The sequence below is a fragment of the Amycolatopsis sp. NPDC003731 genome, assembly GCF_053586895.1.
In genome coordinates, this window is sequence record NZ_JBSFNC010000013.1 from 78,714 (window position 1) to 96,115 (window position 17,402).

7 protein-coding genes are annotated in these 17,402 nt (G+C 73.9%); all 7 read right to left on the reverse strand.

Annotated elements, in window-relative coordinates; translation table 11 throughout:
• Positions 1-681 (reverse strand): hypothetical protein, encoded by a 681-nt coding sequence (locus ACWDN5_RS08350; RefSeq protein WP_449675486.1) that lies wholly within the window; start codon positions 679-681, stop codon positions 1-3.
• The gene (locus tag ACWDN5_RS08355) at positions 678-1,886 is read right to left on the reverse strand and encodes a cytochrome P450 family protein (protein WP_449675488.1); all 1,209 of its coding nucleotides are present in this window, start codon (positions 1,884-1,886) and stop codon (positions 678-680) included. Before ACWDN5_RS08355 ends, ACWDN5_RS08350 begins: the two co-directional genes overlap by 4 nt.
• 13 nt (positions 1,887-1,899) lie before the next feature.
• The gene (locus tag ACWDN5_RS08360) at positions 1,900-2,772 is read right to left on the reverse strand and encodes a TauD/TfdA dioxygenase family protein (protein ID WP_449675490.1); all 873 of its coding nucleotides are present in this window, start codon (positions 2,770-2,772) and stop codon (positions 1,900-1,902) included.
• Positions 2,773-2,795: 23 nt separating this feature from the next.
• Positions 2,796-11,210 carry an AMP-binding protein gene (locus ACWDN5_RS08365; protein ID WP_449675492.1) on the reverse strand — a complete coding sequence of 2,805 codons (8,415 nt, stop codon included), beginning with the start codon at positions 11,208-11,210 and terminating at the stop codon, positions 2,796-2,798.
• Positions 11,207-14,950, reverse strand: a complete 3,744-nt coding sequence (locus ACWDN5_RS08370; protein WP_449675494.1) for a non-ribosomal peptide synthetase — start codon at positions 14,948-14,950, stop codon at positions 11,207-11,209. Before ACWDN5_RS08370 ends, ACWDN5_RS08365 begins: the two co-directional genes overlap by 4 nt.
• A gap of 662 nt (positions 14,951-15,612) precedes the next feature.
• Positions 15,613-16,821, reverse strand: a complete 1,209-nt coding sequence (locus tag ACWDN5_RS08375; RefSeq protein ID WP_449675496.1) for a cytochrome P450 — start codon at positions 16,819-16,821, stop codon at positions 15,613-15,615.
• Positions 16,818-17,351 (reverse strand): GTP-binding protein, encoded by a 534-nt coding sequence (locus tag ACWDN5_RS08380; RefSeq protein WP_310970577.1) that lies wholly within the window; start codon positions 17,349-17,351, stop codon positions 16,818-16,820. The genes ACWDN5_RS08375 and ACWDN5_RS08380 overlap by 4 nt, the downstream gene beginning before the upstream one ends.
• Positions 17,352-17,402: the final 51 nt, after the last annotated feature.

A 17,402-nucleotide genomic window follows, 5' to 3' on the forward strand; every position in this document is an offset into this window, starting at 1 on the left:
TCATCCCTCGGTGGTGTTGTAGTTGACGATCCGCGCCACCATCAGGGCGCGCGCCCCGGCCAGGGGGCTGTCCGCGTCCCGCCGCGCGACGTCCGGCAGCCGGTGGGCCTGGTCCGCGGTGACCGCCACCATGCCCCAGAGCGCGTTGAAGCCCGACGGGTCGGCCGGCTTCTCCGCGGCGGCCTCGACGGTCACGACGCCGTCCCCGCTGGCCACCGCCAGCGCGCCCATCTGCCGCAGCACCACGGGATCCCGCTCTTCGGCGGCCACCACGCTCCAGCCCGCGACGTCCGTCTGCCGCAGCGCGCCGAGCAGGCTGTCCACGCTGCTGACGACGATGTCGGGCAGCACCAGCGCCACCGGCCCGCACGTCAGCGGCAGGGCGCACCGGATCGCCCCGTCGAGCCCCGGCGCGGCCACGTCGTCCTGGTAGACGAAGACCAGCTGGAAGGTCCCGGCGTAGCGCGCCAGGTACTTCACGGTGTCCAGCTTGTGCGGGCCGATCACGACGACCACGCGCACGCCGAGCCCGCTCTTCACCAGCTCCACCACGGCCTCCAGGCTGCGGTCGAGCACGGTGACCCCGGGCGCCAGGCAGTGCAGTTCCTTCGCGTACGGCGCGCCGAACCGCGTTCCCAGCCCGGCGCACGGCAGGATGACCGAAACGTCCGGGGCGTTCACCGCAGCCGCACCTCCACGGCGACCCGGTGCCGGGCCCGCGGCAGCGGCACCCACGCCTCTTCCCCGATCGGCTCGACGTCCGGGAAGCGCTCGAACAAGCTCCGCAACGCGACCTCCGCCTCCAGCTTCGCCAGCGCCACGCCGAGGCAGAAGTGCGGCCCCCAGCCGAATCCGACGTTCCCTTCCCGGCCCCCGTGCTCGGCCTGCCACCGCACGTCCGCGGCGTGCGGGTACGCGAACTGGGCCGGGTCCCGGTTGGCGGCGCCGAGCACCGCCTGCACCGCGTCCCCCGCCTTGATCCGCACGCCACCGACCTCCAGATCGGTCGCCGCGTACCGCAAGCGGGCCAGCTGGACCGGGCCGTCCGTGCGGACCAGCTCGCGCACCGCCGCCGGCCAAAGCTCCGGCTCGCCGCGCAGCAGCTCCCGCTGGGCGGGGTCGCGCATCAGCGCGAGCGCCGCGTTGGCCAGCATGTTCGCCATCGTCTCGTGACCGGCCAGCACCAGGAACACGACCAGGGCCACCGCGTCGACGTCGGTCAGGTCGTCCTGGGCGACGATCTCGCTGAGCAGGTCGTCCCGCGGCTCGGCGCGGCGGCGGTCCACCAGGTCGTGGCAGTAGGCGAACATCGCGGTCAGCGTCGGCGTGATCGACGCCGGGTCGCCGTCGACGAGGACCTTGCCCCAGCGCCACCAGTCCGCCCAGTCCGTCTCGGGCACCCCGACCAGTTCGCAGACCACCGCCATGGCCAGCGGGTAGGCGTACTCGTCGAGCAGGTTCGCCGTCTCGCCGAGCCCGTCGAGCAGTTCGCCGGCGATCTGCTGCACCCGCGGGCGCAGCGTGGCGACCCGCGCCGCGCCGAACGCGTGGCTGATGCTGCGCCGCAGCCGCGTGTGTTCGGCGCCGTCGAGGCTCAGCAGGCTCGCGCGCAGGTACGGCAGGTGTTCCCGGGGCGTGCCCAGCGCGAGGAACGTCTCCTCCTGCGTCTGCGCACCCTGACCCGGCAGACCCGCCGGGTCGTTGCGCACGGCCGGATCCGCCAGCACGGCCCGGACTTCGGCGCTACCGGTCACCAGCCAGCCCTCTTCGCCGTTCGGCAGGCGGGCCCGGCAGACCGGTGCCGCGGCCAGGATGCGGTCGTAACCGCGCATCGGGTCGTCGAGGACGGCCGGATCGCGCACGTCCACCACGGGTTCGGACGACATCGAGAGCTCCCTCTCAGCCTTTGAGCGGGCCGCCGTTGATGGCGACGCGGTGGCCGAAGCGGGTGTGCGGGTAGTAGTCGTAGGTCGCGTGGTGCTGGACGCAGCGGTTGTCCCAGAACACCAGCGTGTCCGGCTCCCACCGCACCCGGCAGGCGAGCATCGGCCGGTTCGGCACGACCGAGAACAGCAGGTCGAGCACGGCCTGGCTCTCGTCGGCCGACAGCTGCGGGATGCGCGAGGTGTAGGCCGGGTTGACGTACAGCAGCGGCCGGTCGGTTTCCGGGTGCCGCACGACGACCGGGTGCTCGCTCACCGGCGGCTCGTAGCCGTCCGGGATCTTGTGGCCGCGGAAGGCGTGCGCGCCGTCGTGGATCGCGGTCAGCCCGGTCAGGAGTTCCTTCAGCTTCGGCGACAGCATGTCGTAGGCCAGGTGCATGTTCGCGAAGAGCGTGTCGCCGCCGCTGCCCGGCTCGGGCATCCGCGTGATGTGGAGCATCGAGCCCAGGGACGGCTCTTCGTCGGCCGTGCCGTCGGCGTGCCAGCCGTTGCCGAAGACGGTGGCCGACTCCGGCGCGGTCGCGACCTCGAGGATGTACGGGTCACCGTGCTCGGGCGGCGGGTTGACCGGGCGCAGCTCGCCGAAGGCCGCGGCGAGGCGCTTGTGGTCCTCGACCGAGATGTCCTGGTCGCGGAACACCAGGACGTGGTGGTCCAGGAAGGCCGTCTTCAGCTCGGTGAGCTGCTCGTCGGTGAGTTCACGGGTCAGGTCGAGGCCGGTGACCTCGGCGCCGATGACCGGGGTCAGGCCCCGCACCGCCAGGGTCCGGTAGGCGCGCGCCGGCCGCGTGGTGATCCGCTTGACGGCGTCGAGTTCGTACTGCTCCATGGTTTCCTTTCCTCCGGTGGGTCTCACCGTTCGATGGCGGCGGCCACCGCGGTGACGTGCGGGGCGCGCACGACGCCGTAGTGGGTGGCGGGCAGTTCGTGCCAGTGGCTCGGTTCGGGCAGCAGGTCCCGCCAGCCGTTCCGGCTCGCCACCGGCAGGCCGGGCTCGGGTTCGGTGGCGAGCCAGACGTGGCTGGGCGTGGCGGCCAGGCGGGGCAGGGCGTGCCCGGTCATGCTGCGCAGGTTGGCCCGGGTGGCGCGGGCGAGCTTGCGCGCGTGTTCGCCCGCGGCGCCGCCGAGTTCGCGCTCGAACACCGTCTCCAGCTGGGTGTCGTCGTAGTCGGCGGCGCTCGCGCCGGGCGGCGGCGGATCGATGAGGTGCAGGGCCCGCACCGGCTGCCCGGCCGCTTCGGCTTCGGCGGCCATGCCGGCCGCGACCCAGCCGCCGAACGACCACCCGGCCAGCTGTTTGCTCCGGCCGGGGAAACGCCGTTCGAGGGCCTCGTGGTAGCGGCGGGCCCGGTCCGGGATGGACCACCCCGGCGGTTGGGGCCGGCTCAGCGCGGGGTCGGCGATCACGCAGACGCCGAGTCCGGGCGGCAGCGCCTCGACGAGCGGGCGGTACGCGTGGACGTCCCCGCCGATCGGGTGCACGAGGCAGACGACCTCGGCCGTCGTCCCTTCGCGCCACACCTGGACGACGACTTCGCCGGTGTCGGCGGCCCGGCCCAGCTCGGCCAGCAGCCCCGCCATGGTGACCTCCGGGCCGAGCCAGGCGAGATCGAGGTCGACGCCGTAGAGGCGTTTCACCGACTCGACCACGTCCAGCAGGGTGAGGGAGTCGGCGCCGAGGTCGTAGAGCGGGACGTCCGGATCGAGCTCGGCGACGCCCAGAAGGGCGCGGACTTCCTCGGTCAGGTCCGCCCCGGCCGGGTTCGCCGCCGCCGGCGGGGCTTCGCGCTCGTGGAACGTTTTGGCGGTCTCGAGGCCGGTTGTGGCCACCAGGACCTGCGGGAAGCCGGTCGCCAGCGCGCGGGCGAAGGTGCGCCGGCCTTCGTCGTCGCTCAGGCCGACGGCCAGGTGGGCCTGGTGCCGGGCGTCGGTTTCCAGGGCGGTGACGGCCATGCCGCTGTCGCGCCAGACGTCCCAGCCGATGGCGAGCCGGGCGGTCGGGCCCTCCCGGTGGGCGAGCGCGTCGAGGAAGCCGTTGGCGGCGGCGTAGTCGAGCTGGCCGGTGCCGCCGAACTGGGCGGACAGCGAAGAGCAGTAGACGGCGAAGGCCGGCTGGTCGCGTTCGATGAGCGCTTCCACGAGGAGGGCGCCGGCGAGCTTGACGTCCTGGGTGCCTTCGCCGCGGGTGGCGATCAGGCGGCCGGCCGGCGTCCCGGCGGCGTGCACGATCCCGGCCAGCGGGCCGTCGATCGCGTCGGCGGTGATCTTCGTGAGATCGGCGGCGAGCAGGTCGACGCGGCCGGCCCACGGTGCGAGGGCCTCGGGCAGGTGCGGGTGGCGGGCGAGCAGGACGACCCGGCCGGTCGAGCGGGTCAGCAGCTCTTCGGCGACCGCGGTGCCGATGCCGCCCGTGCCGCCGAGAACGAGGAATTTGCCGTCCATTGTGGACAGTTCGGGGGCCTCGACGGGAGCGGTTCCTTGCCGCCACCAGAACCCGTTCCGGAGGATCACGCGCTCGGGCGGGGTCGGCCCGGTGAGGAGGTCGGCGATCCGGTCCAGGTCGGGGCCTTCCAGGTCGACCCAGTGGCCGGGGACGCCGGTCTCCTGCGGCCCGACGGCGGTGATGCCGGCGAGCAGCCCGGCTTCGGGGCGCGTTGCCGGGCCGCCGTGCGAGACCCACCACGTCCTCAATGGACGGTCGTGGGCGGCCCGGAGTAGCGCGGCGGGGGTGTCGAGGCAAGCCCATCGGGCGTGGTCGAGGGACTTTTCCCCGACCGGGCCGGTGATGCCGAGCGGGAGGGTGTGGAGCCAGTCGATTTCCCGGTCCGGCAGGGCGTCGAGGACTTGCCGGAGCTGCGCGGTGTCGGCCGGGTCGGCTTCGAAGGCGTCGGGGCCGAGGCGGGCGAAGTGGCCGGCCGCGTGGACGCGCACGACGCGGGAGTAGGCGGCGTCGAGGGCGGGCGCGGTGAGGGGGCCTTCGCCGGAGATGACGAGGACGCGGCCGGTCGTGGTGGCGGCGGTCGCCCGGCGCAGGCGGATCCAGGTGGGCTGGTGCAGCCAGCCGGCTTCGGGCAGCCGGGTGGTGGTGCGCCGCGGGAAGTCGAAGGATGCGGTGTCGAACGCGGGTGGTGGGAAGTCCCACGGCGCGGGGGCGGGGGAGTGACCCCAGTCGACGGGGGTGCCGGCCAGCCACGCGGCGGCCGGCCCGGCGGCGGGCGTGGTGCCCGCCGGCTCGGTCACCTCCCGCGGCTCGGCCGTGCGCAGCCACTCGACCGCCGCGGCCGCGTCCTCGCAGGCCGCCGCCATCCGCCAGCGACCCGCCGGGCGACCGGACTGCAGGTGCCGCAGCACGTCCACATAGGACTCCGGGTGCGCCGCCAGGTACTCCGCCACCCGGGCGGCCTCCAGCTTCAGGGCCGGGGCGCTGCGGGCCGAAAGCACCAGGCACCGCACCGGGTCCCGCCGCGCCGGCGACCCGGGCCGGACCGGCTCCAGGACGACGTGCGCGTTCGTCCCGCCGATGCCGAAGCTGCTCACCCCGGCCACCCGCGGACCCGCGGGCCACGGCTCCGCCGACGTCGGCACCCGGAACGGCCCCAGCTCCAGCGCCGGGTTGGGGGCCCGGAAGTCCACCGTCGGCGGCAGGACGCCGTGGTGCAGCGACAGCACCGCGCGGACCAGCCCCACCACCCCGGCCGCCGCGCCGAGGTGGCCGATCTGGCTCTTCACCGACGAAATCGCGCACGCCGAAGCCTCGGGCATCGCCTCGCGCAGCGCCGCCACCTCGATCGGGTCGCCCAGGCGGGTGCCCGTTCCGTGCGTCTCCACGTACCCGACGTCCGCCCCCGTGCGCCCGGCTCGCTCCAGGGCCGCTCGGATCGCCGCGCGCTGCCCGGCCGGGGACGGTGCGCTGTAGCCCTGCTTGACCGCGCCGTCGTTGGTCACGGCCGAGCCGGTGACCACCGCATACACCGGGTCGCCGTCGCGGCGGGCCGCCGACAGCGGCTTCAGGACCACGACGCCGACGCCGCTGCCCCCCACCGTTCCGGCCGCGTCGTCGCTGAACGGGCGGCAGTGCCCGTCCGGCGAGAAGATGTGCTGCGGCCGGTACCGGTAGCCCTCGGCCAGGGTGAGGTCGACGAGCACGCCGCCCGCCAGCATCACCTCCGCCTCGCCGCCGCGCAGCATCGCGGCCGCCTGGTGGACCGCCACCAGCGAACTCGAGCACGCCGTCTGGGTCGTCAGCGCGGGACCCGTCAGGTCCAGGTGGTACGCGACCTTCGTCGCCAGGAAGTCCTTCTCGTGGTGCAGGGCCAGCTGGAAGCCGTCCGGCAGGGCCGCCGGGTCGGCTTCGCGCAGCATCTGCTGGAAGTACGTGCTCTCGCCGCAGCCCGCGATCAGGCCGACGCCGGCTCCCGCGGTGATCCCGGCGTGCGCCAACGCCTCCACGCACGTCATCAGCAGCTGCCGCTGCTGCGGGTCCATCAGGGCCGCGTCGCGGTGGCTGACGCCGAAGTACCCGGGGTCGAACGCCAGCGGGTCGGCCATAAGGCTGCGCGCCCCGACCAGGCCGTCCGCCGCCGGGAACTCCTCGATCCCGCGGCGGCCCGACACGACCAGGTCCCAGAACTCCGCCAGGTTCCGGGCACCCGGCAGCCGGACCGCCATGCCGATCACGGCCACCGGCTCGTCGGCCGCGGGCCGGGACGACGCAGTGGCCGCGGCCGGGCCGCTCGCCAGGTGCCGCGTGAGGTCCCGCAGCGTGACGTGCTCGAAGAGGTCCGCCACGGTGAACCGGTACCCGGCTTCCGCGCAGCGCAGGTGGAACCGCATCAGCGCCAGCGAACCGGCGCCGGCGGCGAAGAAGGTCTCGTCCGGGCCGATCGGCGTCCCGGTCACCTCTTCGAACAGCGCCGCCAGCTCGCTCGACGGCCGGTCCGCCGTCCGGTGCAGGTCCGTTCCGGGCGCCGAAGAAGCGGCGTCCCGGTCGAGCTTCCCGCTCGGCGTGCGCGGCAGGACGTCGACGACCCGGAAACGGTCCACCCGCGCGTGCGGCGGCAGCAGCGGCACCAGGAAGTCCGCCAGTTCCGCGGCCGACGGCGTCCGGCGGCACTCCAGGAACGCGGTCAGCCGGTCACCCTGGACCGTGACGACCGCGTTGACGACGTCCGGGTGCCGCAGCAGCGCGGCTTCGACCTGCCCGAGTTCGAGGCGGTGGCCGCTGACCTTGACCTGCCGGTCGGCCCGGCCGTCGAAGTGCAGCAGCCCGGCGCGGTCGAAGTGCGCGAGGTCGCCGCTGCGGTAGTACAGCTCCGGCAGCTCGGCGAACTTCTCCGGCGCCGCGTCGCCGAGGTAGCAGCGGTTCGCCGCGAGCCCGCCGATGAGCAGCTCGCCGACCTGTCCCGGCGGCAGCGGGGCGCCCGCGGCGTCGGCGACGCGCAGGACCGCGTTCGCGACCGGGCGGCCGATGGCGGGCCGCTCGGGCCACGAAGCCGGATCGCCGTCGAGGGTCAGCGCGCTGACGACGTGGGTCTCGGTCGGCCCGTAGTGGTTGTGCAGGCGTGCGCCGGGCAGCCCGGCGAACCACCGGCGGATCGCCGGCGTGCACACCAGCTGCTCGCCGGCCGTGAGCACGTCCCGCAGCCGCGCGGGGTACCGCCCGAGCCGGACGCCGTGCTCGGCGAGCAGCTGCAGAGCGACGTACGGCAGGAAGATCCGCTCGATCCCCGCGGTGTCGAGCTGCGCCAGCAGCGCCGGGACGTCGTGCCGCCACTCCGGGCGGATCAGGTGCAGCCGGCCGCCGCCGCAGAGCGTCGTGAAGATCTCCTGGAACGACACGTCGAACGACAGCATCGAGAACTGCTGGGTCGTCGCGGGGGGCGCGTCCTGCCACTGCAGCAGGTTGGCCAGCGTGCGGTCCGGCACGCGCACGCCCTTCGGCACGCCGGTCGAGCCCGAGGTGAACAGCGTGTAGAGCGGCCGTCCGGCGTGCCGGGCCGGGACGTCCGGCACCGGGCCGCCGGTGAGCGTGACGAACCGCCGCTCGACGTCCGTGTCGAAGGTTTCCCCCGGCGCGAGCAGGACACACCGCGGCCGGACGCGGTCGAGCATGGCGCGCAGCAGCTCCGGCGGGTACGCCGGATCCAGCGGCACCGCGGTGATGTTCAGCCGGGCGAGCGCCAGCAGCGCGACGACGTGCTCGGCCGACGGCCGGAAGTACAGCGCGATGTCGGTGGCGTCCGCGGGCAGGGTGGCGGCGAGCCGGGCCGCGTGCGCGTCCAGTTCGGCGTAGGTCAAGGTCGTGTCGCCGGTCAGCGCCGGGGCGTCGGGCGTCCGCGCGACCTGACGCGCGAAGCCTTCGGCGATGGTTTCCCAGGTCAGGCCGGTGTCGGCCCCGCGGCCGTGGTCAGGACGGTCCGGCGTCCGCGCGTCGCCGTGCAGGGCGCGGTCGAAGACGTCGCCGAGGGCCGTCACCTCGGCCTCGGTGAAGTGGCCTTCCCCGTACTCCCACAGGCAGTCGAACCCGTCCGGCCGTTCCACGACCGACAGCGTGAGCGCGCACTTCGCCTCGGCCGCCTCGATCCACTGTGGACTGATCGCGCAGCCGGGGAGGCGCAGCGCTTCGAAGTCCGTGTTCTCCAGGACGAACAGGTAGTCGAAGGCCGCGTAGCCGGGATCGAGGTCGGCGAACGCGACGTCCTGGTGGTCCAGGGCCGCGGCCGCCGCGGTGCCGAGCCGGCGGAGCTGGGTGTCCGGATCCTCCTCCGGGACCACGGCCAGGGGCAGCCGGACGGTGTTGGCGAACATCCCGACGCTGTCTTCGAAGGCCCGCACCGGCCGGTTCGCCACCGGCGCGGCGATCCGCGGCCGGGTCCGCCCGGTCACCGCGTAGAGGCTCCACGCGAACACGCCCAGCAGCAGCTGGAACCGCGTCAGGCCCAGCTCGGCGGCCCAGGCGTCGACGCGCTCGCGGTCGATGCGGGTCGTGTGCAGCCGTCCGGCCAGGGACGCCGCGCCGAGGGGTTCGGCGTCGTCGGACCGCTCGATCAGCCGGTCGCGATAGCCGGGGGAGGCGAACCAGCGGGATTGCCAGGCGGCGAAGTCGAGGGGCGTGTGCGCGTCTCGCGGCGGGGCGCCGGACAGCTCCCGGAACAGGATGTTGAGCGACCAGCCGTCGACCGCGATGTGGTGCAGGCACAGCAGGAACGTGCCGTCGGGACGCCAGGCCGCGCGCACCAGCCGGCCCGAAGCGAGGTCGAAGGGCGCGGTGAAGAAGTCGTCGGAAGGCTCGGTCCACGGGTCGTACGCCGGTTTCGTCACCTGCCGCAGACCGGCGGAGGTGGCCTCGAACGCGGTGCGCAGCGCCGGGTGCCGCTCGACCAGCCCGCGCACGTCCCGGCGCAACGCCTCGAGGTCCGGCTCACCGGTGATCCGGAAGGCGAGCGGCACGTGGTACGCCGTGGACGCGGGATTGCGGTGCTGCACCAGCCAAAGCCGCTGCTGTTCGCTGGTGGCGGGGGCGACGGAGGCGGTGGTCGGGGCGCCCGGATCCGGGTAGGCCGCGCGACCCGCCCCCGAGATCGCCGCGGCGAGATCGGCGAAGGTGCCGCGTTGGACGACCGACGGCGGCAGGTCGGTGCCCCAGCGTTCCCGGATGGCGAACCGCAGCCGCAACGCCTTGAGCGAGTCGCCTCCGGACCGCAGCCACGTGTCGCCGGGATGCAGCTCCGGGACACCGAGGACGGCCGACACGACGTCGAGGACTTCGCGTTCCCACGCCGTCGCGTCGCCGCCGGTGTCCGGCCGCCACGCGGGAAGACCGCCGGCCAGGAGCGCGGCTTCGTCGACCTTGCCGTTCGCGTTCCGCGGCAGCTCGTCGACGCGGAAGACGTGGTGCGGCCGCATATAAGCCGGGACCGTCTCGGCCAGGTGCGCTTCGAACGCGTCGAAGGGCAGGTCGCCGGCCACGACGAAGGCGAGCAGTTCGGCGGTGGCCGCGCGGCGCACGGCCACGTGGGCCTGCCGGATCCGCGGGTGCGAGAGGAGGCGCTGCTCCAGCTCGCCCGGCTCGATCCGGAACCCGCGGACCTTGACCTGGCGGTCGGTGCGCCCGACGTAGGCGTAGCGCCCGCCCGGGAGCACGCGGACGAGGTCGCCGGTGCGGTAGAACCGCGCGCGGCCCTCGTCCAGCCACGGCAGCCGGACGAACCGCTGCCCGGTCTCCGCGGGCAGCCCGCGGTAGCCGAGGGCGACACCGGCGCCGGAGAGGTACAGCTCGGCGACTTCGCCTTCGGTGGCCACCCGCTCGTCCGGCGGCTCGTCCGTTTTGACGACTGCCACCGCGCCGGTGCCCGGCAGCGGGCGGCCGATCGGCACCACGTCGCCGTCGAAGCCGCGCGGGATCGGGTAGCTGAGCGCGAACGTCGTCGTCTCGGTCGGGCCGTAGCCGTTCTGCAGCCGCGTCGGCGAGTCCGGGTTGGCCCGGTACCAGCGGCGGATCAGCGGGGCGTTGAGCTGCTCGCCGCCGATGACGACCCGGCGCACGGTCGCGAAGCTGCCCGGCACGGTTTCGGCGACCGCGTTGAACAGGGTCGCGGTGACGAACATCGTGTCGATGCGCTCCCGGACGAGCGCGTCGGCGAACGCCTGCGGGTCGCGCACGGTTTCGTCGTCGAGGATCACGCACGTGCCGCCGGTCAACAGGGGCACCCACACCTCGAAGCTGAGCGCGTCGAACGCGGGGTTGGCCAGGCAGGCGAACCGCGTGCCGATCTCGAGCCAGCCGGGCTCGGCCAGCCGCAGGATCCCGGCGTCGCGGACCTCGACGCCCTTGGGCCGCCCGGTCGTACCGGAGGTGGCGAAGAGGAACGACGCCGGCGCCGGTTCGGCGGGCACACCCACTTCTGCGGCTTCGGCCAGCAACTCGGCCGGGGGGATGCCGGGCGGTTCGTCGCCGACCACGATCGCAGCGCCCGCGTCGGCGAGGATGACCTCCCGGCGCGCGGGCGGGCTCAGCCGGTCGAGCGGGACCACCTGGCCGCCGAGGCGCAGCACGCCCAGCATGACCTGGACCAGCTCCGCCGAGCGCGGCAGGCTGACGGCGACCGCGTCGCCCGGGCGGATTCCCCGGCGGGACAGCGACTCCGCGACGGCGGCGGCCCCCGCGTTCAGCTCGGCGTAGGTGAGACGGCGGTCGCCGTCGGACACGGCGAGGGCGTCCGGGTGCCGCAGGGCCCGGTCGTGGACGCGGCGGGCGATCGAGGTCATCGGGCCGCCAGCTCGGCCGTGATCAGCTTCGCGACCAGCGGTAACGCGTCGCTCTCCAGCATGTCCCAGTGGCCGCAGTCCGCGGGGACCACCTCGAATGCGCCGCGGGCGCGGCGGCGCCAGAACTCGGCGCTGCCGGGGACCGGGTCCTCGCCGACGGCCTGCACGAAGAGCACGCGCGCGGCGGTTTCGCCGGGGTCGTGTTCGCGCGCGGTCAGCCGGTTGTGGTTGTACGTGCGGTGGTAACGCTCGATCTGCGCGTCCTCGATCCCGGGGTACATCCCGTTGAAGCGGACCAGTTTCTCGCGGAACTCGGCCGCGGGCACCGGTTCGATCGCCGCCTTCGCGGCCGGGTCGTCGGTGGCGGCCGTGTCGAGCAGGACGACGCTGGCACGCTCGCCGAGCCGGCGGCCCATCTCGTAGGCGATCAGCCCGCCGTAGGAGAGTCCACAAAGGACCAATTTTTCCTCCGGCCGCGGGTCGACGAGCCGCAGGTACTCTTCGGCCATCGCTTCGACGCTCGGCAGCGGCTCCTCCCCGGCGTTGAGCCCGGGGGACTGGATGCCGACGACCCCGGCGTCATCGGGCAGCAGCCCGCTCAGCGGCAGGTAGCAGAACGCCGTGCCGCCCGCCGGGTGCACGCAGACGACCCGGGCCGGGCCCGTGCCGCGGCGGAACTCGATCAGGCTGCCGGTCTCCGGTGGGCGGTCCGCGCGCAGCAGCGCGGCTTGCGCCTCGATGGTCGGGTGCAGGATGACGTCCCGGATCGGCAGCTCCCGGCCGAACTCCGCGCCGATCGCGTGGGCCAGCTTGATCGCCGAGATCGACGTGCCGCCGACGTCGAAGAAATCGTCCGAGACGCCGATCGCCGGGTGCACCAGCAGGTCCCGCCAGATCCGCAGCAGCGCGAGTTCGGCGTGGTCGCGCGGAGCGGTGGTGTTCACCGCGGCGGGGGCGCTCGTGCGGGCACGCGCCAGGACGGCGTCGCGGTCGAGCTTGCCGCTGCGGCTCAGCGGCAGCCGGTCGAACTCGGCGAACACCGACGGGATCATGTAGTCCGGCAGCCGGCCGGCCAGCGCGGCCCGCCATTCGTGCGGTGTCCGGCCGGCGCCCGCGACACCGGCGACGAGCCGCGGCTCGCCTTCGCGGTCCACCAGCACGGCGGCTTCCTGCACCCCGGGCACGGCCAGCAGCGCGGCCGTCACCTCGCCGGGCTCGATGCGGAAGCCGCGCAGCTTGATCTGGTCGTCGCGGCGGCCGGCGTATTCGGCTTCACCGCTCGGGAGCCACCTGGCCAGGTCCCCGGTCCGGTACATCCGCGCGCCGGGCATGAACGGGTCCGCGACGAACCGTTCGGCGGTCAGGTCGGGCCGGTGCAGGTAGCCGCGGGCCAGGCAGTCGCCGGCCAGGAAGACCTCGCCGACGACGCCGGGCGGCACCGGGCGCAGCCGCTCGTCCAGGAGGTACAGCCGCGAGCCGGGCAGTGGCCGTCCGATCGGGGCCGGGCGGTCGCGCGGCTGCGGGTCGACGTGCGCGGTGGCGTAGAGCGTGGCTTCGGTCGGCCCGTAGCCGAAACAGATCCGCAGGCCGGGCCGGGCGGCCGCGAACCGGGCGAGGGCGGCCTCCGGAAGCGGTTCGACGCCGGTCAGCAGCTGCCGCAGCGCGAGCCCCTGCAGGCGCGCGGGGTCTTCGTCGGCCCACCGGACGTAGGCGGGTGGCAGGAAGGCCTGGACCACCCGGTGGTCCCGCAGCCAGGCCATCAGCGCGGCCGGGTCGGGCCGGACGTCCTCGGGCACGACGTGCAGCACGGCACCGGTGGTCAGGGGCAGCAGTAGTTCGTGCACCGAGGCGTCGAAGCCGATGCTCGACCACGCCGACGTCGCTTCGCCGGGTGTCGCGCCGAAGCGGTCCAGCCATTGGTCGAACAGGGCGAGGACGCTGTGGTGGGTGACCTCGACCCCCTTGGGACGCCCGGTGGACCCCGACGTGTAGATCACGTACGCGGTGTCGCCGGGCTCGGTTCCCGCCGGTCTGCGGGTTTCGTCGCCGTCCAGGGGGAGGTCCTCGTCGAGGACCAGCACCGGGCACGCGTCCTCGATCATCGCCGCGCGCCGGGCGGCCGGCTGGGTGGGGTCGAGCGGGAGGTAGGCGGCCCCGGTCTTCAGCACGCCCAGCACGGCGGTGACCAGGTCCCTCGACCGTCCACTGAGGACACCGACCACCCGTCCGCGGCCGGCCCCGCGGGCCCGCAGCGCGTTCGCCAGTTTCGTGCTGCGGCGGTCCAGCTCGCCGTAGGTGCAGGTCCGGCCGTCGCAGACGAGCGCGGGGGCGTCCGGGGTGGTGTCGGCGTGCGCGGTGAACCGCTCGACGAGCCCGCCGGGCCGCCGGTTCGGCCGCGGGCCGGTGCTCCAGGAGGTGAGGATCTCGCGGCGTTCGGCGTCGTCGAGGAGCTCGTAGGTGGTGATTTCCGCGTCCGGCCGCGTGGCCAGCTGGTCCAGCAGCCGCACGAGGTAGCGGGCGTACCGCTCGGCGGTGGCGTGGTCGAAGAGGGCGACGGCGTAGTCGAGGTGGCCCTCGACGTCACCGGCTTCGTGCGCCAGGCCGAGGGCCAGGTCGAACTTCGCGGGAGCGTGCTCGACGTCGAGGGGCGCGACGGCCACGCCGGGCAGTTCGAGGAGGTCGTGCTGGGTGGGCACCCAGGCGAACATCGTCTGGAACAGCGGGGTGTGCGCCGGGCTGCGTGGCGGGTTGACCAGCTCGACGACCCGTTCGAAGGGCAGCTCGGCGTGGTCGATGGCGCCCCGCAGGGCCGCGCGGACCTCCGTGAGCAGGGTGGTGCCGGTCCGTGAGCCGGACAGGTCGGCGCGCACGGCCAGGGTGTTGACGAAGAAGCCGAGCGTGTGCTCGCCGGCGTCGTCCCGGTTGGCGGTGGGGACGCCGACAACGATGTCAGTTTGCGCGGAAAGTCGGGATAGCAGCAGGTACCAGCAGGTCAGGATGGTGGAGTAGAGGGTGACGCCGTGCTCGCGCGCCAGGGTCTTCAGCCGCGCGGTGAGCTCCGGCCCGAGCTTCACCGGCACCCGTGCGCCCCGGAAGTCCTGTCGGGCGGGCCGCGGCCGGTCGGCGGGCAGTTCCAGCACCGGGGGGACGCCGTCGAGCCGGTCCCGCCAGTAGTCCTCGTGCCGCGACGGGCCGGCACCGGCCAGCCAGTCTTGTTGCGCCCGCGCGTGGTCGCGGTAGGGCCGTGCGGGCGGCAGGGCGGCTTCGGTACCGCTGAGTCCGGCGGCGTAGAGGAGGCCGAGTTCGCGCAGGAGGAGGGTCCGCGACCAGCCGTCGAAGACGGCGTGGTGGACGGTGATCAGGAGAACGTGGTCGCCATCGGACCCCACCAGCAGCCGGGCCCGGGCCAGCGGCGCCCGCGTCAGGTCGAACGCCTCCAACGCCTCGGCCCGGCGCAGCTCAGCCGCTTCCTCCGGCCGTCCGGAGACATCGTTGACAAGGCACGCGAACCCGACATCCTCGACCACCTGCACCGGCCGCCCGTCCTCGACGACGAACCGGGTCCGCAACGCCTCGTGCCGCTCGGCGAGAGCATCGAACGCCCGCTGCAGCGCTTCTCGATCCACCGGCCCGCGCAACGCGAACGCCATCGTCTCGTTGTAGGCCGCTCCGGCCCCGTCCAGCTGGGAAACGGTCCAAAGGCGCTGCTGGCCGGACGACAGCGGGGCGGACACGCGCATGGAGGGCCTTTCCGGTGGGGGGCGGGCGAGCCTGCGCCGTCGCAGCCGCGTTGGGGAAACGCTCTCTGTCTTCCGCGCCAGTTAACACCACACCATCGGGTGGTGCCAAAAGTCTGCCCGGAAGTCCCTGCGCGAGTGGGTAAAGCGTCAGCCCCGGAGCAGCTCGTCGACGGCCGTCGCCTCGCGGCTCTTGAGCGCCGTGTAGCTGTCCAAGGCTCGTCCGGCGTGGCTTCTGCTCGCGGTGAGGTCGCCGAGACCGCGGCGAGCTGCTCGATCCGCCGCGACGAGATCGACAGGGCGTCCGCCAGCCGCCGCAGCCGGCCCGGCAGGTCGGCCCGCAGGTCCGCGTAGTGGAACCACGCCACCCGCGGCTCGTCGCGGTGGTCCCAGAACGTCCGCACGTGGTGGACCAGGTTCGCCGGGCTCACCCCGAACGAGTCCGACGACGGCGTGGGTTCCGCGTCCACCCATACGTCGTCGCGTCCAGCCACGGGGAAATCTCCGTGAGCGGCCGGGGCAAGCTCGGCGGTGTCGAAGACCAGCGGCGCGCACAGCATCTGCATCCACGTCGTGCCGCACTTCGGCGGGGTCCGGCTCCCCACCCGGTGAGCCGCCAGAATCCCACGGTCCCCGGTGCGCGGGCTATCCGCGAGCCGGGGGAATCACCAGGCCGGCGTGAACTTCACCGGCAGCGCCGCCAGCCCGCGGAACAGCGGTGACGGCCGCCAGGCCAGTTCGCCGGCCGGCACCGCCAGCCCGACGTCCGGCAGCCGGTCGAGCAGGACCTCGATCGCCGCCTCGGCGATGACCTTGGCGATCTCCTGGGCGGCGTACGGGCACCGGTGTTCGCCGTGGCTGAACGACAGGTACGCCTGGTTGCCGGTCGAGGCCTGCGGGACCGGCCGGACGAGCGGGTCCTGGTTGGCCGCGGCGAGCCCGAGGATGAGCAGGTCGCCCTTGCGGATCTGCCGGCCGCCCAGTCCGAGGTCGTGGACGGCGAACCGGCCCGGGAAGTTCTGCGTCGGCGTGTCCTCCCAGAGCACCTCGTTCAGCGCCTGGCCGACGCTGCGGCGCCCGCCGGACAGCGTCATCGCGAAGCGGTCGTCGGTGAGCATCAGGCGCAGGGTGTTGCCGATCCAGTACGCGGTGGGCAGCTGGCCCGCGTTCATCAGGTGCAGCAGATCTTCGGTGATCTCCTCGTCGGCGAGCCCGGCCGGGTGGGCCAGCAGCCGCGAGGTGACGTCCGGGCCGGGGGCGCGCCGCTTGGCTTCGACCATCCGCCGCACCTTGTCCCGGACGCGCGCGTACGCCTCGTTCGCGCCCTCGCCGGCGGCGTGCGTCCGGTAGACGTCCTGGACCAGGTCGGCGGTTTCCGCGTCCGGCACGCCGATCATGCGGGCCACGACGGGCAGCGGGATCCCGTCGGCGTACTGGGTGATCAGGTCGGCCTCGCCGCTGCCGGCGAAGGCGTCGACGAGCTGATCGGCCACCTGCTGGGCCCGGGCGCCCAGCTCGAACTGGTCGACGGCGCCGAGGGCCTCGTCGAGCGCCTGGGCCCGCCGCCGGTGCTCGGCGCCCTCGGCGAACATCATCGTGGGCTGGTGGGCCAGCAGCGGGAGCAACGGCCAGTCGGGCGGGACGCGGTCCCAGGCGTTCCAGCGCCGCGAATCGCGCCCGAAGACCTCCGGATTGCTGACGACGTACTGCACTTCGCGGTACCCCAGGACCAGCCACGCCGGCACGTCCCCGTCGAGCAGCACCGGGGCCACCGGCCCGTGCGCCCGCCGCATCTCCGCGTAGAGATCCGCCGACGTCTGCTGGAAACCCGGCCCGGACAACCGGGTGGCGAGGGCGGGCTGAGGGGTGCTCATGAAGTGGTCTCCCGGGCGGCGGACAGGGCGAAGAGGTGGTGGACGAGGGAGAGCAGGACGGTCTTGCTGGAGTCGCGCCGGCGGGCGTCGCAGTCGATCAGCGGCACGTCGGCGGACAGGTCGAGGGCCTGGCGCACCTGGTCGAGGGAGTGTTGCGGCTCGCCGAAGTTGTTGCGCGCCACGATGAACGGCGTCCCGTGGTGTTCGAGGCGGTCGATGGAGTACCAGGAATCGGCCAGCCGGTGGGTGTCCACCAGCACGACGGCGCCCAGCGTCCCGGCGAACAAACGGTCCCAGAGGAACCAGAACCGCTCCTGGCCCGGGGCGCCGAACAGGTACAGCACCATCTGCTCGTTCAGGCTGATCCGGCCGAAGTCGAACGCGACCGTGGTGGTGGTCTTGCCGGGCGAGGCGCCGTCGTCGATCCCGATGCCCGCCTGCGTCATGGTTTCCTCGGTGCTGAGCGGGCGGATCTCGCTGACCGACCGGACCATGGTCGTCTTGCCGACCCCGAACCCGCCGACGATCACGATCTTCAGCCCGTCCCGGGCGGTGCTCGGCAGCGGGGTGCGGACGTCCTG